General features: G+C 51.7%; 18 protein-coding genes. 3 read left to right on the top strand and 15 right to left on the bottom strand.

The annotated features are described in order from the left end of the window. Positions 1-150 precede the first annotated feature (150 nt). The 3 genes from VN12_RS24690 to VN12_RS24700 form a co-directional block, all read right to left on the bottom strand. Positions 151-1,071: a DUF1559 domain-containing protein gene (locus VN12_RS24690; RefSeq protein WP_168164625.1), complete on the bottom strand. Its 921-nt coding sequence runs from the start codon at positions 1,069-1,071 to the stop codon at positions 151-153. A gap of 225 nt (positions 1,072-1,296) precedes the next feature. Continuing rightward, a complete protein-coding gene (locus VN12_RS24695) occupies positions 1,297-1,875 on the bottom strand; it encodes a cysteine peptidase family C39 domain-containing protein (protein WP_146679560.1) in 579 nt (192 codons plus the stop codon). Continuing rightward, on the bottom strand, positions 1,872-2,963 hold the full coding sequence (locus VN12_RS24700; RefSeq protein WP_146679561.1) for a hypothetical protein: 1,092 nt from the start codon (positions 2,961-2,963) through the stop codon (positions 1,872-1,874). The genes VN12_RS24695 and VN12_RS24700 overlap by 4 nt, the downstream gene beginning before the upstream one ends. Positions 2,964-3,348: 385 nt before the next feature. Here VN12_RS24700 and VN12_RS26950 point away from each other — a divergent pair, with 385 nt between their 5' ends. Further along, positions 3,349-3,495, top strand: a complete 147-nt coding sequence (locus VN12_RS26950) for a transposase (protein ID WP_146679562.1) — start codon at positions 3,349-3,351, stop codon at positions 3,493-3,495. A 46-nt stretch (positions 3,496-3,541) separates the two neighbouring features. Here the strand turns inward: VN12_RS26950 and VN12_RS24710 are convergent, their stop codons facing one another. The 11 genes from VN12_RS24710 to VN12_RS24770 all read right to left on the bottom strand — a co-directional run bounded on the left by VN12_RS24710 (position 3,542) and on the right by VN12_RS24770 (position 18,164). After that, a complete protein-coding gene (locus tag VN12_RS24710) occupies positions 3,542-4,288 on the bottom strand; it encodes a hypothetical protein (RefSeq protein ID WP_205855148.1) in 747 nt (248 codons plus the stop codon). A 347-nt stretch (positions 4,289-4,635) separates the two neighbouring features. Next, a complete protein-coding gene (locus VN12_RS24715; RefSeq protein ID WP_146679563.1) occupies positions 4,636-6,024 on the bottom strand; it encodes a DUF1552 domain-containing protein in 1,389 nt (462 codons plus the stop codon). A gap of 102 nt (positions 6,025-6,126) precedes the next feature. After that, positions 6,127-8,079 (bottom strand): DUF1592 domain-containing protein, encoded by a 1,953-nt coding sequence (locus VN12_RS24720; protein ID WP_146679564.1) that lies wholly within the window; start codon positions 8,077-8,079, stop codon positions 6,127-6,129. Between the two features lie 145 nt (positions 8,080-8,224). Beyond that, positions 8,225-8,647 (bottom strand): hypothetical protein, encoded by a 423-nt coding sequence (locus VN12_RS24725; RefSeq protein ID WP_146679565.1) that lies wholly within the window; start codon positions 8,645-8,647, stop codon positions 8,225-8,227. A gap of 667 nt (positions 8,648-9,314) precedes the next feature. Then, on the bottom strand, positions 9,315-11,174 hold the full coding sequence (locus VN12_RS24730) for a putative bifunctional diguanylate cyclase/phosphodiesterase (RefSeq protein WP_146679566.1): 1,860 nt from the start codon (positions 11,172-11,174) through the stop codon (positions 9,315-9,317). Between the two features lie 9 nt (positions 11,175-11,183). Then, positions 11,184-13,127 (bottom strand): PAS domain-containing protein, encoded by a 1,944-nt coding sequence (locus VN12_RS24735; RefSeq protein WP_146679567.1) that lies wholly within the window; start codon positions 13,125-13,127, stop codon positions 11,184-11,186. A 1,458-nt stretch (positions 13,128-14,585) separates the two neighbouring features. Continuing rightward, a complete protein-coding gene (locus VN12_RS24750; protein ID WP_146679569.1) occupies positions 14,586-14,876 on the bottom strand; it encodes a hypothetical protein in 291 nt (96 codons plus the stop codon). A gap of 165 nt (positions 14,877-15,041) precedes the next feature. Beyond that, positions 15,042-15,566: a hypothetical protein gene (locus VN12_RS24755; RefSeq protein WP_146679570.1), complete on the bottom strand. Its 525-nt coding sequence runs from the start codon at positions 15,564-15,566 to the stop codon at positions 15,042-15,044. Between the two features lie 607 nt (positions 15,567-16,173). Further along, positions 16,174-16,374, bottom strand: coding sequence for a hypothetical protein (locus VN12_RS24760; protein ID WP_146679571.1), 201 nt, complete (start codon positions 16,372-16,374; stop codon positions 16,174-16,176). 102 nt (positions 16,375-16,476) lie between these two features. Further along, positions 16,477-16,854, bottom strand: a complete 378-nt coding sequence (locus VN12_RS24765; protein ID WP_168164628.1) for a hypothetical protein — start codon at positions 16,852-16,854, stop codon at positions 16,477-16,479. 551 nt (positions 16,855-17,405) lie between these two features. Further along, positions 17,406-18,164 (bottom strand): hypothetical protein, encoded by a 759-nt coding sequence (locus VN12_RS24770; protein ID WP_146679573.1) that lies wholly within the window; start codon positions 18,162-18,164, stop codon positions 17,406-17,408. A gap of 271 nt (positions 18,165-18,435) precedes the next feature. On the opposite strand from VN12_RS24770, the gene VN12_RS24775 reads away from it, so the two are divergent. Beyond that, positions 18,436-19,356 carry a tyrosine-type recombinase/integrase gene (locus tag VN12_RS24775; protein WP_146679574.1) on the top strand — a complete coding sequence of 307 codons (921 nt, stop codon included), beginning with the start codon at positions 18,436-18,438 and terminating at the stop codon, positions 19,354-19,356. A 186-nt stretch (positions 19,357-19,542) separates the two neighbouring features. Here the strand turns inward: VN12_RS24775 and VN12_RS24780 are convergent, their stop codons facing one another. Then, positions 19,543-19,893: a hypothetical protein gene (locus tag VN12_RS24780; protein ID WP_146679575.1), complete on the bottom strand. Its 351-nt coding sequence runs from the start codon at positions 19,891-19,893 to the stop codon at positions 19,543-19,545. A 403-nt stretch (positions 19,894-20,296) separates the two neighbouring features. On the opposite strand from VN12_RS24780, the gene VN12_RS24785 reads away from it, so the two are divergent. Next, entirely contained in the window at positions 20,297-21,256 is a 960-nt protein-coding gene (locus tag VN12_RS24785; protein WP_146679576.1) for a S1/P1 nuclease, read from the top strand. The last annotated feature ends 46 nt before the right edge of the window (positions 21,257-21,302 follow it).

Genomic DNA, 21,302 nt, shown 5'->3' on the forward strand with positions numbered 1-21,302 from the left:
GTACCGAGCTGTAGACGATAGTGCTTGCCTTCCAACGCGTTAGCTGAATGCTCGCCTCCACTTGCGTTCGATACTCTTCTTTGCGCCGTAGCGCCTTGGCGAGAAATTCTTCACTGGCCTGGATCCGAGTATAGTTACGATGATGTCGCTTCAGAAATCCCCGACGATGTCGCCGGAGTCATGGGTGGCGAGTGAACGCCACGTGGATATGTCGATACCATCGGAGACAAAATGGATGGAGGCATCAAGCATCCCCACGTTGACGCCGCCACGATGCCCGCTTCTTGCGGATATGATGGCGCCTTCAATCAGAAAATCGCGTCCGCTGCGCACTGAGATACAGTCAACGTCCTTTGAATTGGGTGAACGGCTATGATTGTATGCGGATTCATATACAGTCACATCCCACCAGTTGGGCCAAATACTTCTAAATACATATCCAGCGTTGAACGATCCCTCGCAATAAGTCGACATCTCCGAAAAACTGTCCGCCGCGTCCGTGAGCGCTAGTGAACTTGACCTCGATAAATCCTCCTCAATCGGGATTCGCTCCGAAATCGCTGCAGTGTAGCTCAGCCCGTCACTCACGCCGGATAGTAGTAATTCGGGGTGGTGATTTCTTCTGAAAATGATATTTGTGACATCCTTAGGCTTTTTGAAATCGAAACTTGTATCAACGCCAAAACTTAAGCGTGTACTTTGGCGATGACTTTCGTTGGAAGGGCAGCGAAGATTTGGCGGTGGGTATGATTCAGGATCACCCGTCTTGGGATCGACCCAAACTCTTTGCCCTCGGGACCAAAGCGGTATCCCCTGCTCGATTGCCATCATCGCCAATGGACCAGCACTCATTTTTTCTTGGCCAGGCCAAGCGGGATTGATCTCCACACAGGACCATCTTGGGATCTTGCCAGAGTTGCGATGAATGACGTCGACAAGCGACAGCATATTTTGTCGCATGGTATTCTGGCATTGGAGTCTGCGAGACGATTCACGCGCCGCGCTAACACCCATCAACACCAGACCGCTTAACAGACAAAGGAGGGCGATGCAAACTAATATCTCCAGCATCGACAAACCTCTTCTCGGATATCTACTCATCGAAGCCATTGGCTTCCTCCATGTGAATGCCATCCACAATGTTTGCATTAAAACCACTCATCCTCGTCGGTACCACACATCCCATTGCAATTCCAAAGCTCGATGGAGCGAACGCTTGGGAAAAATTACCCTCGTGGGTTCGGTGAGAAGCGCAAAACGAACGAAAAGATCTTGGGTGGGAGAAGTTGGAGATCTTCATTTCCTTAACCTCCAGAATACCAGGGCAGAAGCAATGAAAATCGCCGTGACAAGCGAAATGTACAAAGGGACCCGCGATGCGCTCTGACCTGAACGCAAGTCGATGGGTGAATCGCTGAGCACAAGCCCCTTTCCTGTCCAGAGTTTCCCGAGGCGAGCTCTCGACACATTCTTCAAATCCCCCAAAGGATCGAACAAAGAAGCTACCTGTTGATTCATCGTCGTGCACAAAGCAAAATGCCCAGGATCTCCATCATGGGCGATATGGAGAATCGCTAAACGGTTTGCGGTTAATGTCTCGAGTTGATCACTACCGCCATTCAGCAACGCAGTAAAGAGGCCATTCTTTTGCGCCAATGCATCTAGCTCCGTCAAGGAGTAGCCACCTTTCGGCGATTTTCCCAGCAGCTGTTGGAACTGTTTGAACGAGCGCGGGGTTTCCGCAGGCTTCATAACACGTAACGCGAGATAAAGACACTCGGAACCACGAGTATCAGCAAACGCATTTGGGTTCGTGTACAAACTCAGAGCGATCACGACGATGAATGGGCAAACTCGCGTGAACAACGACGTCATTTCGCGGTAGCCTTGTCTATTATGATTTGCGCTTCGTCACGCTTTAGCAAATGCTCTATCCTCCCCTGCTCGCCGCCCACATAGCGATTCATGGTTAGCCCTTTCTTCTTTAAGGGATCATCGGCGATCCGTGTTCCTTCAGGTAGTGACAAATCATCAAGAGAAAATTTACAAGAAATATCTTTTACATCGTGGGAGAAGCTGTTGATTGTCCATGTAATGGATGGCTGATCGCCTACGGTTACTTTCCCGGTTCGAGGGTACCAACGACCGTCGCGATTAGCCCAGCTGTATTCTTTGGTAACAGGGAGTCCTGAGCCGCCGCCCATATGTGACTTGGAAACAAGACTCGTCGATTTTTCGACCTCAATGTACCGTGTTTTGAACGCGATTGGCTTTTCGGACAACGATACCTCTGTGATCCGGACTCGCGACTGATCCGATGCTGGGCTAATCGTCTTTTGTGGAGATTCTAGGTCAATAAGATACGAAAGCTTGAGCTTTTCACTGCTTGATTTTATGTAAAAGGAATTCCATGAATTTGGAAATAATGCTTGGTATCTCTCGCTAACCGTTGGTTTAGGGTATTCGTCAATGGTAACTAAGTATTTAACTGGGTAGTGGTATATTAGATTTGTTCCGTCGTAGATAATCGTGACAGTAGGGTCGACGCCATGGTGTGCGATAAGCTTTTTGGCAATATCGCTATCTGGAGTATCCTCAAATTTGGTCTGTTTGCTTTTTATGAGCCACTTCGTGTCTCTTGCCATGAGCGTGACTTCGAATTGAACATCCCCTTGCTCAACGACAGCCCCCAACTTGTACTCGGGTAGTTCAGCTACCTTCTGCATTGACTTTCCACTCCATCCCTCATTCTCGCCTGCATAAATGGGGGTAGTGAATTGGGTCAATAGCACGAAGGAAAGAACGGAGACAACAGGTCTTGAGAAGGCTGATTTGGAAGTCATGGTTGCTTCGTTTCTAATTGAGGTGAATGCCGCTCGCCGCTCAAACGCGGTGCGACTCAGAGCATCGCGTGATACCAGAAGAGATTGCACGTGATGCTCCAGGTCCAAGTCCAGTGACATAGCCCCCATCTCCGGCGTTGAACTGGTACGGAAGGATGCTTGCAATGGGGCGATTGCAAGACGTACCAGGATGGCAATTTTTTTCCGAGCGTCGATTGTTGAGCATGGTTGACGCCCAGTGTAGCGGCGACTCAGCGATGACTTACATCAAAAAAGGTAGTGGAATGCGGCCTGCGATGTCAACGATTTGGCTGCATTACGCGGATCTTTTTCTCGTCGTTGTTTACTTCCTTTTTTCGGCACTTTTTTGTCGTGTTCGCCTGTCAGTTATCGGTTGGGCGGTATTGGGCGCGAAACACGCAAGTCCTGTAGGTGGGTAATGGGGAGTCGCACCAAATTGCGATCTTTGATGACGCAAGCCCCTAAGTTGGGTTGAACGAATCAAATGCGTCGTCACTCTCTGTACTCCTTGGGCACTAATGCTTGCTCGGAAAGTACCAACAGGAAGATCATGTCGATCAAAGGACGAGCAAGCGGCGTTCGAAATGTCGCGAACTTCAACAGAGCCACCTTGTTCTACTGGATGGACTAGATCTTTACCCAAGCTAACGCAGGATGGACCGGAATCTATCCCTGCGTCAAGGCTTTACTTGGTGCGGTCCCGGCCATTCCTTCGGGAGTTGAAGGGACCAAACTTCACTGCTCAGAGGTTGGGCATGACCACCTGCAACCCAAAGTTTGTCCTGAAATACAAACGCTGAATGTTCGTGACGGGCTTTCCAAGACTCAGGTGCAACGAGCTGTCGCCAGTCTTTGCCGTCTTTCGAAAACCAAACATCCCCCCAATTCTTGCTCGGGTTATTAGACCATCCGCCGAGCACCCATAAATGATCGCGATAGACGGCGGTGGAAAACCAAAGTCGCGGAGACCACGGCGCGGCGTTGGTCAAGAGAGTCCAATGAACCCCGTCCTCCGAACACCACACATCATGGAGCGCCTGGTAATCGGGGACATAGTTTCCACCACCGAACACGTAGATCTTGCCATCGAGAACGGCTGCTTGATGGTAGGCGCGGGGCGTCCAAGGCGCAGATTCTGTGAGGAGCGTCCATTGGATGCCATCGGAAGACGACCATACATCGTTCTTCAAACTGTTAGCGTTGCCGAAGTAGTAGTTCTCCGTACCTCCGAGCAATATCATCTTTCCTTTGAATTCGACCATAGCGGCAGCGAGACGTGGCGACCAAGCGGCCGATGGCGTGACCTGTTCCCAATGCGCACCATCTTGAGACGACCAGACTTGGTTGCTGGCCGAATGGGTCGGGAGGCGACCGTCCGCCCATCCTCCCATCATCCACATTCGATCGTTGTAAACGATTGTCATCGGTAAATCGCTGTGCCGCCATGGCGCGGACGAAGTCGATTGCCTCCAAGAACTCCCATCAGCAGAGCTCCAAACGTCTCGGGGCGGAGATTCGAAGGATTGGAACCAACCTCCCAAAATCCACATTCGATCTCGAAAGACAAACTCACCTTGAGAATCACGCGCTTGCCAACCTGCATGATCGGTGACTTTGGTCCACCGGATTTCCTGACCAACCCCTGGGCGATTCCAACCAGCAAGTAACCAGATTGTTAGCAAGAACAAAACGGACCGATTCAGGTAAGGACATTTTCGGTACATAGTTCCATCCAGTCATCCATGGAAATCGCAACCGGCAGGGAAGCTTCTTACGAATGGGCAAAGATTTCTTTAATCTGTTTGGTCGCAATCCCGACGGGGCGGTCTACGGGTACTCCCGCGCAAGCCAGCAGGGTGGTCAGTAAATCCCCCTGATTTCCCTTGATATCAGGAAGATAACGACCTGTCTTTATAGAGCCCCCGCCTCGCCCTGCGACGATGAACGGCAGATTATCTCGGGTATGCCGGTCACCATCCTCGAGCCCCGAACCCCACATCATGATGCAATGGTCCAAGAGAGTTCCATCCGCTTCGCGAAGGCTGTGCATTTTCTTAATCATGTAGGCGAACTGCTCGATGTTGAATGCGGTAATCGCGGCGACTTTGCGGACCATTTCGGGATCATTGTTGTGGTGAGTCGTCGAATGGTGTTTGTCGGTGAACCCGAGCTCTGGATAGGAGACGCCGTTTGGTGTCGATCCGATGTAGGTACAGACACGCGTGGTGTCCGTTTGAAAGGCCAATACATTCAGGTCGCACATAACTTGCATGTACTCACTTCGCTTATCTCCTTCTGGAATCTTGATCTCAATAGGCGGAGAATCGGGATCGTCGCGGCGACTGGACCGCACGCCCGCTTTCTCGAGTGCAGCCTCCTTTTGACGAAACTCGATGGCCGCAATCCGTCTTTCAACCGACCGAACACTGTCGAGATACTCATCTAGCTTCTTCTGGTCGGTCGGGGCTAGTGTGCGCCGTAGATCCCGTGCGCCGCTGAGAACCAAATCCAACATGCTTCGATCTAAAGGGCTAATCCCCCCTGAAGCACTCTCGCTGTTTTGCTCCCGTCGGTCGAATAATCGATTCAATACATTGCGGGGATTGATCTCGGCTGGAACCGCTTGGGTGGGTGAACGAAAACTGCAGTGCGAATAGTAAGCCTCGTTGAGACCCGCTTGGTTTTCCTTCCAGGTTTGTGGCATCGTCGCCAATTCGAGCGAAGGCAATGACGTGAAGGCGCCAAGTACGCCGGCAGCAATCTGATCCGCGGAGATCGAAATACTGATTACATCGCGGTGGTCTGCGTCCGGTAACGCTGCGGTAAGCCAGGTCGATAGCTCCAACGCATGCGGTGCACCCTTGAACGGACCATTCGGAACGCCCGATATACCCTTCATCATCAAGCACTGATCGAGTACCGGGCGAAGGGCTTCGAGCGCCGGGGGAGGAGATGTCAGGTAACTATCCGCGTCGGTGGGCCAGAATTGATCCATGATCACCCCATGGGGCATATACATGAACCCTAAACGCACCGGCGGTTTCACCCCGCTCTTCACGCTCGCCTCTACCCATCCCATCGAATCCAATAAGGGGAGAGCGAGTGCAGCACCCACGCCGCGAAGGCAGGTACGTCGATCGATAATGGTGCGCTTCGTCATACGAAAGACTTTCAAGGGAAGTGGATGCCCTGCAAGGGGCCGACCGCGAATGACTCGCCAGATACACGCTGCTCTAGCTGAGTCGACTTGGGCATTTGTTTTCTACTTGGTGCGACGGTGGGTGAAGGGGTAGCTGGTCACAACCGCAGTCACAATCGTTTGCATTCGATAACCATCCTGCGCAATGTCTCGCATCAACTCGTCCAGTACGATTTCGTCGTAGCCCTGCAGTTTTCGGCATAACGCATACGATAACATTTCCTTTACCAAGTTTCGACAAACGTCGTGCCGTCGCCCGACGATCATCGCTTTTAGTTCCAGCGGATTCGAAAATCGACTTCCATCCGGTAGTTCCCCGGTCGCGTCGATCGGCTCCCCGTTCTCGTCGCGTTCCCGCCAGCGACCGATGGCATCAAAATTCTCTAATCCAAACCCAATCGGGTCCATCAATCGATGGCAAGTAGCGCAGTTGGGATCGGCGCGATGAAGCTCAAATCGCTCGCGCAAGGTCCGATTGGCAATCGACGGTTGATCTTGCTTATCCAATAACGGGACATCCGGCGGTGCGGAGGGGACTTCCTCCCCGAGGAGTTGCTCGAGAACCCACACTCCACGATGAACGGGACTTGTACGATTGGGAAAGGAGGTAGCAGCGAGCACGCCCGGCATCCCTAAAATGCCACCGCGTCTCTTATCGTTCAACGGTACGCTGCGCAATGCGCTTCCCCGAATTTCCCCTTCCCTGCCGTAGAGGGTAGCCAAGCTCTCATTGAGGAACGCGTCCTCACTGTCAATCAAGCGATCGATGCTATGGTTCTCTCGCACTGCCCTCTCAAAGAACAAACGGACTTCTTCGTACATGGCTGTTTGTGTCTCTTCGGTCATTTCAGGGAACTTGATCGGATCGAATGTCTTTGTTTTCAAGTCCCCGACTCCAAGCCATTGCGCTCCAAAGCCGTCGAACAAGGCTCGCGAGCGTGGATCCGCAATCATGCGTGCAACCTGCGTATTGATCATCGCCGGATCATGAAGCGTTCCTGAACCCGCCAACGACAACAACTCCTCGTCTGGCATGGTTCCCCATAGAAAATAGGATAAACGCGAGGCCAACTGGTAATCGTCCAATCGAACGATTTCACTCGGTCCTTCCACTGCGCTGGAGGGAGTGATGAAGAGGAACTGGGGAGATACGAGCATCGCCTTCAACATCAAACGCAAAGCGCCGGAGTAGGTAAGTTCGTTTCGCCGTCCCAGTTCAAAAACATTCACGAGCACATCAAGCTCTAGTTCGGTGGGTGGCCTTCGATAAATCCTCTTTGCGAGGACCTGTGCGACCTCCTTGGCATTGACCGAATAGTCCTGCATGGACTCGGGAGTAGGCCCGAACATGCGTTCTTGCCATTCCGTGGGTGGCGAATGATCGGGAGCCACTATCGCATTCAATACTTGCTCTGTGATTGAGAGGTACTGTTCGATTTGAAGCGGCGATAGCGAATTGAGATAACCTTCCCCGTTGACTTCGTCGGGTAGCGCGTCGGCGATCTTGGGGGCGACCCCGAACAAGTCGCGAAGGGTGTTGGCGTATTCGGTCTTGGTCAAGCGACGAATAACAAATGGACCTGGATCCTTCGTACTAAGGTATTTGACCTTTTCCATCCACTCCGAGAATCTTTGACGCTCTTCATCGGTCGGTTGCTTGGAGTCAGCGGGTGGCATATCGTGCGCTTTGACCCTCGCACCAGCTTTCTTCCATTTCTCGCTAAAGGCCGCATGACCTGGCGTGTCGAGAGCTGGTGTGAAGCTGAGACCAGCCTCCGTGGGGCGACGGTTTTGGTGACACTCTAGACAGTAATCCTTGATGAACGGGCTGACATGTTTTTTGAAAAACTTATCAGCTAGGGCTTTGCGTTCAACCGATGCTTTGTCGGCATTGGATTGACCCTGGCACGTTTTGGACCCACCAAAATCCCAGGCGAGAGACAGGATCAGCAGGCTGGCAAATATTCGGGAGCACCGCTCGATGCTTTGCCGTTCAAGGAGGGACTTTGTCAACATGGTGGTGGGAGATGGAACAAGCCGGCGGGAGGGAAGTACCCAGCATTGTACGTTAGAAAGCACTTCAAGTGGCAGCAAAAAGGGTGGAACCTTTGAACGTGCGCGGGCTCGACGTGTGGGGCGAGGAGCTTCAGAGGAAGATCGTTTACGACCGTTTCTTTATTAAGACGATGGCCAGCGAAGTCACCTTCAATAGCGCGAGCGTGAGACCTGCAGCAATGAACCCAATCACAGGCGACGAAAAAAGGAGGGCAACACCAGCGAGATTGGGCCAATGAGGCGACTTCGATCCGTTAAGACAAAACTGATACTGAATGATCAAATTGGCCCAAGTGCTTGCCAGCGTGATACCCAGAGCCAGCTGCCAACAATGAATGGAAGTGATGCCATGACGAATGATTGCGCCTCCAAAACTTGGAACAAAGGCTCCGCCCAGACCCAGGCCGAATAGTATCGAAGTGAACGGATGCTTGAAGCCAGGAAGTAAAGGGAGATTGGGTAATGATGCGCCGTAGGCAGCGACAATGGTCATCAGTAGGAATAAATCGCGAATCGAGAATCCGTCCATGATCCGATTATACCGTGATCCATCATCGGCTATTTGGCGCAGTCAGCCTATTGCTTCAACCGCGATTTGGTCGAGTCGCCACCCAAGTTGGTTTCATTCGGGAGGGATCGCTTTTCAAAGATCTATCGTACCGTAGGGTCGAAAACACCGATCCTGCACGGAATGCGCAGCGCTCTTTCAACTCGTTCTTGGAACGATGCCCTTTGCGCCATGGCGCCTTTGCGAGAGATTGGACCCCAACGTTGAGACGCAGGGCTATTCTCTGCCTCCCCGGCCAGAGCATGAAATCAGTATTCCTTCCCACGATCTCGGCTCGAACAAGACAGATCGCTACAAGGACTTGGAACGCGGTGGAATCTCACGCGAAGGCGCAAAGCTCGCAATGGATTGCGAGTCGCACTTTCGACGGCGTGAAGAAGGAGATTCCGCCGCGCGAAACAGTTTGAGATGATTCAGGGGCTTTGCGATGTGAAGGCGCGCGAGTAGAAAACTCTGAAGCGTGCGCGGAGCATCGTCAGAGTTTACCGGTACCGATTTTTATTCTACCGAGGACCAAATGGCCGGTGATTTACAGTTCGAAGTCGGGGGTGTGAATACTGGAATCGGTAACGGTGCGCAGAAAGTCATCTGACCCGTTAGAACGCTATTCCATGGCGAAATCGTTGTTTTAGCAAGGCACGGTCAAACGCGATTGGGAGTTGAAGTAAGTCTCTAAAACACGAGAGGCGGGAATCGGCCGTCCGTAGAAATAGCCTTGAATTTGAGTAAATCCTTCTTGGACAACACGTTGCAATTGTTCTTCTGTTTCAATCCCCTCTGCCGTCGTGGATATCCCGAGGCTCTTTCCAAGATTGGCAATAGTGCGAACGATCGCCATTGCGTCGGCCCGGTCGAGGTTTTGAACAAATGACCTGTCCATCTTCAGTTTATTGAATGGGAAGGTTCGCAAATAGCTGAGCGAGGAGTAACCCGTTCCAAAATCATCCAAGGCAATGCGAACGCCGAGTTCTTGCAAGCAACGAAGCTGATCGACCGCACTCGATTTCTCAAGAAGTAGGACTGACTCGGTGATTTCGATTTCGAGTCTACTCGGCTCCAACCCGGTTTCGCACAAAACGCTTGCTACCGTCTCCGGTAACCGACCATTCTGGAATTGGACGCCCGAAACATTGACTGCCACGCCAGTATCAAAGGGCCACGTCATTGCGTCGCGACAGGCTTGCCGAAGAACCCACTCACCAATGGAAGTGATTAACTTCGTCTCCTCTGCCAATGGAATGAAGCGGTCTGGTGGAATGAGGCCTAATTCAGGATGCTGCCACCGAAGTAAAGCTTCGAATGAATTGATTCGGGTTAAATCGGGTGAGACCAAGGGTTGATAATGGAGTTGGAATTGATTCATTTCTATGGCCTCCCTCAACATCAATTCCCATTGACGATGCTGGTGTAATTGATCATCCATTCCAGGTTCAAAGAATCTCGCGCAATCTCTGCCTTCCCCTTTGGCACGATAGAGTGCAATATCCGCATTGCAAATCAACTCAGACGAGTCGGTACCATCACCCGGTGCTACTGCGATACCCAGGCTCGAACTTACCCGATAGGGACTACCCTCGAGGAAGACCTGCTCCGATATTGCCTCTTGAAGAGCATTAATATAGCTCTCGATGCATCGTCCCTTTGGAATGGAATCGAGGATAATGGCGAACTCGTCGCCGCCGTACCGTGCAACAAGACCATGCGTCCCGATCACCGACGTGAGTCGTTGAGCAATGACACGAATCAGATCGTCTCCTGCTGGGTGCCCTAGCGTATCGTTGATGTACTTGAACTCGTCCAAGTCGATGATCATGACAGCGACCGGCTCACTGCTCACTTGGCAAGAACGCAACGACGCGGCCAATCGGTCATTGAACTTCAATCGATTTGCCAGTCCCGTCAGTGCGTCGTGCAGTGCCGCACGCTCGAGTTCTGCAGTGCGTTCCCTTACAAGCTCTTCCAACTGCCACTGTTTGATACCAGCTTCGCGACTAGCTGCCCACTTGCAGGTCAACGCTTCCGCCATTTGAAGCACTTCAACGTCGTCGAACGGTTTCTTCAAGATCAAAAGGTTGTGCGTGCGGCCAAGCACTTTGATAGCATCCTCCCACGAGTGATCGCTATATGCGGTGCAGATAACGATCTGCAACTCAGGATCTATCTCCCATAGTTTGGCGACGGTTTCCAGTCCGTCCATTCCAGGTGGCATCCGCATGTCGACAAAGGCCAAAGAGAATGGATCGCCATTTTGAGACGCAGTACGCACCAGTTCAATTGCCTCTTGGCCTTGATGTGCGGAAACAAACCGAAGCGCAGACGTGGTGCCTTCTGCACCGTTTTCGAATCCCATCGGATCATCGGGATCGAAGTCCTCGAGGTCTGGTAGCTCAGTCGGTTGTTCCCCGAATACTTTCATAAAGTCATCGTGAATCGATGGATTGTCGTCGACGATCAACACACGATGTGAGTATGTCTTTGTAGCTAACATTTTCGATTCTTACTTATTTGTGATGGCTTTTTGAGTTGCGTGCGTCATTGGAATCATGAGCTCAAACCTTGCCCCGTGGCCTAGCCCACGACTGGTCACTGAGATGTTTCCACCCAATTGAGCGGCAGAGTTGGCGCTGCTGTGAAGACCAAAACCATGCCCATTCGATTTCGTTGTGAAGCCGTGCTGAAATATTCGATTCAGCTTGTCTGATTCTATCCCCTTTCCATTGTCTTCGACTGCAATGACGACGGAATCGGCGGATTGGATTGCTTCGATGAGAATCTTGGGGCACTTCGTTGTGTTCACGCAGTGTGCATCTTTTGCATTCTTGATGAGGTTGATCAAGATTTGAAGTATCTGATGTTTATCCGAATGAATATGTGAAATGCCTGCATCGACTCGCTTTTCAATAGTAATATCGTGGTTCAGTAGCGAAGCCTTGTTGGCGATTAGTGCATCATCAATCAAGCTTTCGATTGAAAGCTCCTGAATCAGTCCGGTCGAACTTGCCATCGATTGCTGTACCGCGATGATCTCTTTGATGTGTTCGACATTGCGAAGGAGATCTTCAAGCTCATCCGAAACTGTTTTCCGCTCGTTGCTCATCGCATCCGAAACGCGTTGGATATAAGCCGGTAGTTTACGTCCCGTGGCATCGTCGCGAACGTAGTCGACAAAGGTTGATTCGTGTTCAGCGATCAGTGCAGATACCTGTTCGAGTTTGTTAAAAGCACTTTTTGAGAACTGCTTGCGTATTACATTCACGGATACGTTTAGACTATTGAGAACATTCCCAACATTGTGAAGAACGCCTGTCGCGATTTCCGCCATTCCGGCTTTTCGCGAAACATCCAGTAGATCCTGATGGAGTTTCGATTTTTCTTTCTCTTGGAGGACGCGTTCCGTGGCATCGGTTTCAATAGCGATGTATCGGTAGACATGTCCGTTTGCGTCAACGATCGGGCGCACTTCTATGTCTACCCAGTATGCCTGACCATCTTTTCGATAGTTTACGGTTTGCACATTGAAGCCCGATTGACACCGGATGGCATCGCGCATCGTGCGAATGCTCTCGGCTGATGTTTCCGGGCCATGAAGGAAATCGGAAGGTCGTTTTCCCAGGACTTCCGCAGAAGTGTATCCGCTAATGCGAGTGAATCCTTCGTTGACCCATTCAATGCGCGCCTCTGCATCCAGGATGATAACAGCGTTATCCGTATACCGAGCTACAAGGGACAGCTTTTCGGTTTCCGCAGTCTGAGCGGCAAGCTGCAGGTTGGCTTTGGTCAGCTCGCGTGTTCGTTGTTCCACCTTAAGATCCACGGAACGCTTCGCCTCTTCGATTTCGGTCTGTCGTACGCATAACTCCCAAAGCTCACTACGTAAGCGATAACATCCTGGAGCAAGGAAAGCCACCTCGAAGAGTACCCAGGTAGCGTGTTCTATCCAGCGATACGGACTTTCGGTCACCACACCAAAGACTGACAATGGATAGAAGATTCCGCGAACCGCATGGTCGATTGCAACAACCAGTGTTGCGCTAATTAGGATTTTCCAATCGCGATAGATGCTGAGAATGGCCAACGACGCAAAGATGTGAAAGTGCGTCTCAATCCGACCGCCAGACAAGTGAATGAGCAATGCAGACCATAGCATTTGTATGATTGCAACCACATGTCGAGTATGCGGTTCTCGGGGGTAAGCTAGCATCCACAACATTGCAAATCCCGAGAGCGACGCACCTATCACCAATGCCGCCCAGACATGCACATGAATGCTGTGCTGGTTGCCCGTCCAAGTGAACGGTGACAAAAAAGCTGCAAAGGTCAATCCAAGTACGAATTGCCCAATCATGATCCACGTCATGAATCGATGGACTTGTCGACACTCGCGATCATACCGAGATTGAAACAAATCGTTCGTAGTAAGCTGTTTCCCCGAAGGTATCATCCGCTAGTCCTCTTCGGTGGGTGATGTTATGGAGCAGCCAAAGGAAGGACACTCAACAAGTTGCTCATGCGTCCCGTTGACTAAATGCAATAGGCTTTCAGTACCTTTGCACGATCCTTCGTGACCTCGTGACGGTGTGATTCCTCCGTTAAACCGAAGTCTTCCGCTCGCGTCGAAGAGAAGCACATGGCCTGAGGTTGTCGCACCGTATTGAGATGCAAACTTGCCATCCACATCGGGGACGATTTGGGAATTAGGAATGGCCCGTAGTCGTTGAGTAATCTCGGTTTCAAGCCTCGAAAGATCTTCGTCGTGGGGCTGGAACGCGAAAGCGATAATTTGTGTGGTCGATGCAAAACGAGGCACCAGTCGCTCAAGATTGCGAATCGTCGCACGCGTGCAGGGGCATCGTGGGTGATAGAAGATTGCGACTACGGAATCTGCTTCTGGAACGTGCAATCCAGGAGGGGGCCATTCGCATTGGACAGCGCCGATCGATAGGTTCGGTCGGTGAGAATAGTCCGCGAGCATCGCCAGCCCACCCATTCCAAATAGGAAGAGGAAGATGAGTGTGCTTCTGAAAGCGAGATTTCTCATAACAACTTGCGCGTCCGGGGAATAAAAGAGCATCAAAGTCCTAATGCAACAGAATCACTTCAGCGGCACTGGTATGATCATGCGATTGTGTTGTATGGAGCGACGGGAAGTATCCGTGGTGGGCAATCGCCACAGGTTGTAAGGAACGCTTTCAACGACTGTTGCACTTCGTTAGGCATCGATCACGTCGATTGGTGCAATTTGATTCGGCTTTTCAGGTAACGTCGATCATCTGGAGCGGTTGTATCGATCACTGTCTCAGCATGCCCAGATAACGCCAATTGTGGTGCGCACCAAAAGAAGCAACGGCACCAGAATCGCCCATCGGCGAATCGTTCCTGACAGCCTCGACAATGCGCTCAGCCACACGCGTCGGAGGCATAGGATCTCGCGGATGGTCGCGAGCACATGCGGATAACCGTCGAACACCATTAGCGCCTTCATTGCGCGTCGGACGTAAGGGAACTCAGCAGAAGCTTACGCGTCCATCTCGTACTAGGAAAGCGACAGGCCCCGATCCTCGAAAGTGCGGCTTGAAGATATCGGTCTTGCCGCTTCTGTTTGCAATCGTTGGTGAATCAACCGCGGAGGAGGCGGAGAATCGCGGAGTTGGTCCCGAGTAAATAATCATTACCTGCGAGACGTTCCCGTGAACCGCAGGCTTCGCATTCTGGAGGGACTTGCACGAATCCGTCACGCACCTCATCCCACTGCTCGAACTCGACTCTTCAGACCAGTAGTGTGTTTCTACCCCGTCTGCTTGACCGTTATTTACACAACTTTCACTCGAAATGATCTACACCAGGGCGTCTTTGACACTGCTTGTAGAACAAGGGCACGAACAACGTTCGGCAAGATCCATTAACGACCAAGTGATGGGATGGGTTTGAATTGCACCTTCTCAAGCTCCTCCTGCAATTTCTTGACATCAAGACTCGTGAAAAGCTTCTCCACCTCGAAGGATGCCCGATCACAAACACTGAAATCGATCTTTTTCAGGTCGAATTCATACCCAAAAAACTTTACTTGTATGTCCGTGCGAAGCTCGGGCGCGTTGGCACGATACCCCGCGCAAGTCGTCACGATAGTCTGAGGCAGAATTCCGATCGGTTCAATCTCTTTCCAGGAAACATTGACCGAACATATAGGCACAAATCCCTTTAGTTGATCACTTCTTGTGATAGACGCTCTTTTTTCATTCTGAGAGTTTTTCTCTTTTGGGGGTGGCGCGAAATGAATTTGGAATTGATTGAGGGCTCGGGGATTATTCCTATCGAACACTAGTCGCAACGCCTTGAATTCGGGTGACGTGATGAATCAGAGCGCATCGTTTCCTTCGGCGTTCTCTAATTGCCGAGCGATTTTAGAATCTCTTTCCCATTGCGAAGGTGTCTGTCTCTTTTGCACCGCGCCTAAGGGATTAGCGACCAAATCGAAAGGATCAATTCTGGATAAATTGACTGCATAAGGATTTGATTCATTCTTCGACAGAATGTGGACAGAAGACTGTGTGCGACTTTGAACTGCCGCAAAGTATTCCTTTGGAGAAATATACAATGAGTGCCAAATTATCGGAATAGAAGACTCGCTTTCAATTGACTTCTCACAATAATCCACTCGCTTTGCACCTTTCCCGTCCGATACCGCAGTACCGAGCATTACTTTTCCATCCGGAACGTCACCCGGTTCCCCCGTTACCACGGTAATTTCAAAGCTGATCTTGCATGGCAGACTCGTGGAATGACTTTCGATTGCAAGCTCCTTGAACCGATCCATCCCTGACTGGGCGTGAGCACTCAAGCAAAACACTGCGATTGAAGAGCAAGCAAAAAAGACTCTCACGATAGAACATTCCTTTCGTTGGATCTTTCTCTCTTTACTGCCTCGAAAAAAGCACCAATCCACACAGGACGGATAGCCTTTGATCGCAGGCATGATCAAACAAGAATTCTTTCATGGTTGCGGCGATTCGATTACTAACACGAGCACCGATTCACTGAGCGCGAGCACAATCCACGCGTATGAATGCAATAAAGACTGCGGCAGCCCCGCCTTCGCGTTTGCTGTTGATGCAAGAAACGTCGCGATCGGTGACACCGCGCGGTTCACAAGCGACATACAAACGATTCGGGCTAGCTTGATCTCTTGCATGAATTCATCATGCCCAGCGACTGTGTTTGTCAACCCATCGAATCGACAGATAGTACCACAGCGCCGCAAACAGCAGTGCCGCACCACCAATGTATCTTGGATCTTTAAAGCTTATCACGACACATACCAACGCAAGGATTAGTGAACCCGCCGCAAACGCCCAAGCTGCGGTTCGGTTTGGAACGCCCCATAATCCGATACGTACCATTGGAGGCCATTTACTTCGATCTGCAGGCATGTTTTTATCCGAGAATGAACGAAAAGGATCACTCATGTCGAGCGAGTGACAAAGGACTGTCTAATGCCGGTGAATCGAGACGTTGGGAGCATCCGCTGGTTCGTACGTCTTGTCGTACTCCATCGATCCCGTTCTGGTCCGTTGGATCAATTGAGTCAACAACAACACGATCCGTTTCAAGATGTTCTTGCCAACTCGACTCAATTCAGGATAGATTGCCTCGAACGACAAAAGTATATCGGGAATCGCAACGCATTCCAAAGGGGATGTCCCATTTATTGTTGAAACTTTTGATGGTCTCGCTGGTGAGAACTTACGATTACTTGACTTCACTATCAACTACTCGCCGCCATATTCAGTTGCCTAGGGTTTAGAGAACCGCAAGGTCATTCTAGCCGACCTTGATCCCGTCCATTCGATCAGTGTTTCAGGTTCCGACCATTGATCGTAGTAGCCGCCCGAACCGTATCCATTGCCCGTCGGTTCGGTAAGGGCAGTGTTCCCAGGTCGATCATCGTCAAAAGCAAGGCGCGTCGTTTTGTTCAGCAGGATGGCAACGGCGGACCCGCTAGCGTTCGGTGTTACGGCCAAGGAAAGTTCAGTGGTGTGGGAATACGTTTGTGGCGACCAAAACGATTGGTATTCGGATTCTTGGCCATCGAATTTCCAAACCAACGTGTGAGGCTCACCCGTTCTGATTGTGAATGTATACACGCTCGCATCGGCTGGGTCGGATCGCAAAACACACTCGATGTCGAAACATCCGCTCGCGAATGATGCATCAAATCGAGGGCGAATCATCCGGTCGTCGCGTAACTGCCGCTCAAGTTGCGACGTTCGCCCCAGCACAAAGCACAGGCAACACAAACACGCGACAAGCGAGGTGAGAACGAACAGCGTAAGCAAATTAATTTGAAAGGTTTTTATCAATAGATGCGTAACCTTTTCAGTCGGACAGTCTCATCGTGAGAACAAGTCATTCTCCGGCGTTAGCGTCGGAGAATGAAACTAGATTCTAAACGTTTTTGCAGGCCAAATGTGTCCTGAGATCCACGGATCTTCGCCTCCGCTCGCTCCAGCGGACTACCACAACGATATGGCTACGCCATGACCAACTACCTAACCAAACTTTTCATAACCCCTGGTACAGAAAACTGACGCATTCCAGGTCGTGATGAGCTTCTGTTGCTCGGGAAAATTGCAGATATGGACCTCACCTGGATCTATCGGAAATAAGGTTTCACGCATCGTTAAACCTCTCGCACTTTTCTCTTTTGGCACGTGCAGATGTTTCAGCAACCGAACTGCATCGACTGGCATCCGTTCTGGATGCGAAATCCTTTATGGAACGAACCGGCGGTGTCGCTCGCGCACAACCGCCGGCTATAGGCTGCTATGCCTTCGGCATTCTTTGTGCGATCAACGATAGAGGAAAGACTGGAACCCGTTGGCAAGAACCCGTTGGCAAGAAGATGGTGGCAAGAAGATGGTGGCAAGAAGATGGTGGCAAGAAGATGGTGGCAAGAAGATGGTGGCAAGAAGATGGTGGCAAGAAGATGCAAATGCTGCCGCTTAAACCCATTTTTCTGCCCAGTATTCTCTTGCCACTCGATCATGGCGAGGCGACGTGGTGTTTTGTGGCTCCCCAGAACGGATAGCCGCATACACTTGTTCACATACTGCCGAGATCGGTTAGTCCCCTCGCTGAGGATCTTTTCGCGGAGGGTTTTGAACTGAATCGGCCCAAAGTCATCCGCTTTGGTGTCGCCGTAGAGAGCTAGCAGCGCCTTCATCACCAGCCGGATGTTGTTGAACTCGGCAGCGGTGTAGGTCTCTTTAGCGTACTCGGAAAACGACAGAATCAGCTCGTCGACGGTGCGTCCAGAAGAAGCCGCAACGTACGAATGTTTGTTCGCAAGAAACTCAGAAATGAGCAGCTCATATCGCCGTTTACATTCGGGCGACTCATAGAGACCGCAGTAGTAATCCTTGCCTGCGATTCGCACCACACCTTGCCCGGTGCGGTGCCTAGAAAGGGCCGGAACACGCATTCAAACCTCGGTTTCTCAGTAACTACTGAAAACTACTGGGGATGAAAGCACGCTCTCGGGAGCCGAAAGGTTTCGTTTTAACAACGAATTGCTTGATATTTCATTAGTAGCGATGAGTGGACTCGAACCACCGACACACGGCTTATGAAGCCGTGTGTCCAGAAAGCCACCTCATTTCCCACTGACTTGCGGCAAACCGCACCGGAACAGGAACGCATCCGGAATTCTACGGCGTATATCGTTTCATCACTTTCCCCCGAGAGGAGAACGAATGGCCATGCTTTTGAAGACAGCCCTCGAACAAATCGCTATGGAGCACGATCTCTGCTACAAGACCCAGAACATGTACTCGCGGTCGGTTCGGAGATTTTCTGACTGGCTTGGCAAGCAGGCGCAGTCTGACGACCTAGAGCGAGACAACCTCAACAAGTTCATCCAGTACATCCAGCAATCTCGATCCAACACTACCGCAGGCAACTACCGTCGCGCCTTGTGCCGAGTCTGGAACCACTTGACTCAGGTGGAGCATAAGCCTGCGTACGAGATCAAGCGGCTGCGACGCCCCAAAGCCGAAGAGACCCCCGTCACGGCATGGAGCCTTCAGGACTTTCACGCATTGCTGCAAAGCGCAAGCGAACTTACGGGCTCTTTCCGAAACATACCGGTCCACCCAGGGGACTTGTTCACTGCCATGATTTGGGTCGCCTACAATACTGGTTTGCGACCAACCGACTTGTTTTTGATGCAATGGGCGGATATCGATTTTGCGACCAAGAGCATTTGCCTTATCCAGAACAAAACCAAGAAGCCCCATGTAACGTTCCTAGACGACCCGGCGATCGAAGCCTTGCAGAAGATCCGAAATTCCGATCCGGAGTTTGTTTTCCCGGTGACCTGGACCGTCGTCCGGAAGTGGATGGAGAAGATCTTTCGCGGGGCTGCGAAGTACGGATTTCGTCGCGTACGGGGCAAGAATCTTGGTACACTCAGAAAGACGAATGCAACCCAAGTTTACATCAGCAGTGGCGAGTCAGCCGCCGCTGAGTCGCTCGGTCATACGAGCGGAACTCGGATCGTTCGCAAATTTTACATAGACCATAGAGCACGCCGACAATACTCTGTTCCGAGGCGACCAGATGGATACGGACCAAGCGAAGATCAGGGAAATGATCGAGAAGGCAGTCGAAGCTGAAAGAGCCCGTTGCACTTCACTCATGGACATCTATCGAAGCGAGTTCAGCGGGAGCCCTCTACAAGCCGTCTGGACTCGCGTCCGAAACCTAATTGCGACAGGAGCTCCTGCCAGCCAAACAAGCCTACACGAGCAGCTTGGCGAGTTGGAGGAAGATCGCAGCGACTTTCGCTGAATCAACCTAGGCTACCACGTCGACAACGCCGTCCGTTTCCATGTGCTGTCCGCTACGCAAAAGTATGCATAGTTTGCGTCGTACATGCACATCCCTCGCGTGCCTGGAGCTGAGGCGGATGCAGGCGTTCCCCAAATGACATTTCCGAGATAATCGAGGTCCGGCCAAGGGGTCGACCCGTCCCCGATTTTGAGTAGCCTCGAATCAGTCTCGAACCCTAGCTCACCATCTCCAAGCACCGCATCAGCCGCCAACCAATTAGCAGCCTCGTCGCGCCGCAAGATGATCCTTGTGACAATCGCGGACATCGCTTCCGCAACGAGCTGTTTTACCTGCAAACTACTTAGTGCTTCTGATTCCATTTGGCATTTCCTTCCATGAGGAAGAATCGCAAGGGGAGTCGCCCACTTCAACTTGTGGAACGTACTTCTACAGAAGTGCGATGCCTTCGTCCCGAGAAAAGATGCGTGGAGCATCTCGAGTCCAGCACCGCATGGGGAAACAAAAAAGCCCCGGGGAGAGAGCATCACGCCCGAAATACTGCTGCCCCCCGAGGCTTCAATAAAACTATTCGATCAAGGATTTTGTTTCAAGCGTTTGTCTTGTGTGCGAAAGAGAAATTTCAAGCTATCGGCTTTTTGGTGATGGACTGACCGGTGCCGATCGCCGTGAAGATTGGGTGAAAATGCAAGTCTGGTCAGATGGTTTTGCTATTCTGAGGTGAGTTTTCTTGGTCGATCAGCATTCACAGAATTTTCTAAACCGATGAAACGATTCTTTACATTTCTCGTGACCGCCATGGTCGCACTCAGTTCCGCTCCAGCTTTTGCTTGGTCAGAATGCGGTCACGCGATCATCATGCAACTGGCCTACCTGAACTCCTCAGCTGCCGAACGTGCCGAAATCGAACGTCTCATGAAGGCGCACCCACGGTTCGTCGACGACTTTGCACCACCGAGCGGGATCCAAGCCGACGGCGGCAAGCTCGCATGGAGAATCGGGCGCATCGGTTACTGGCCCGACGTCGCCCGGCGCCAGCCCGAATACCATCGCTCGACTTGGCACTACCAGCTTGGAGCATCGCTGGTGATCGGGGACGAGACTAAGCTGCAGGTCCCTGAGGCCCCCGGACCGGTTCCTGCGGACGCCACACTGGCCACCCAGGAACTTCACCTCATCCAGGCCGTCGAGCTGTGTAAGTCGGTTCTGAGGGACAAGAACCGCCCCGACGCCGATCGAGCTGTCGCGCTCTGTTGGATCGCTCACCTCGTAGCCGATGCCCACCAGCCCTGCCACGCGGGCTCATTGTACGTCGAGGGCGTCTTTACGGAGAAGGATGGGGACCGAGGAGCAAACCGCATCCTGACGGCGCAGCGAGGCAACATGCACGCTTTGTGGGACCAACTACTTGGTGATCGATACGACGAGGGAGACGTCAAGCGTCGCGCTGACGAAATCGCCAAGTTGGATGTCGATGCGGGATCCAAGGAGCAGCAGATCGACCCCACCGTCTGGATCGACGAAAGCCGCAAGTTCGCCATCGAGTCCGTTTACACCGATGAGGTTCTGAGCCAAGTGGCACTCGTCAGTCGAGGCTTGGCCACCGAAGTTCCAAAGGTAGACCTCTCCGAGGCCTACCTGAAGAATGCGGGGCGAGTCGCTCAGGAGCGGGCTAAGTTGGCATCGGTGAGATTGGCGGCCGTGATTGCGGAGTGCTCGCAATGACTAAGGACTGCCTCGTATATTGCCACATTCATGCGGTTCCTAGATT

Source organism: Pirellula sp. SH-Sr6A (assembly GCF_001610875.1).
Taxonomy (GTDB): domain Bacteria; phylum Planctomycetota; class Planctomycetia; order Pirellulales; family Pirellulaceae; genus JBKCUI01.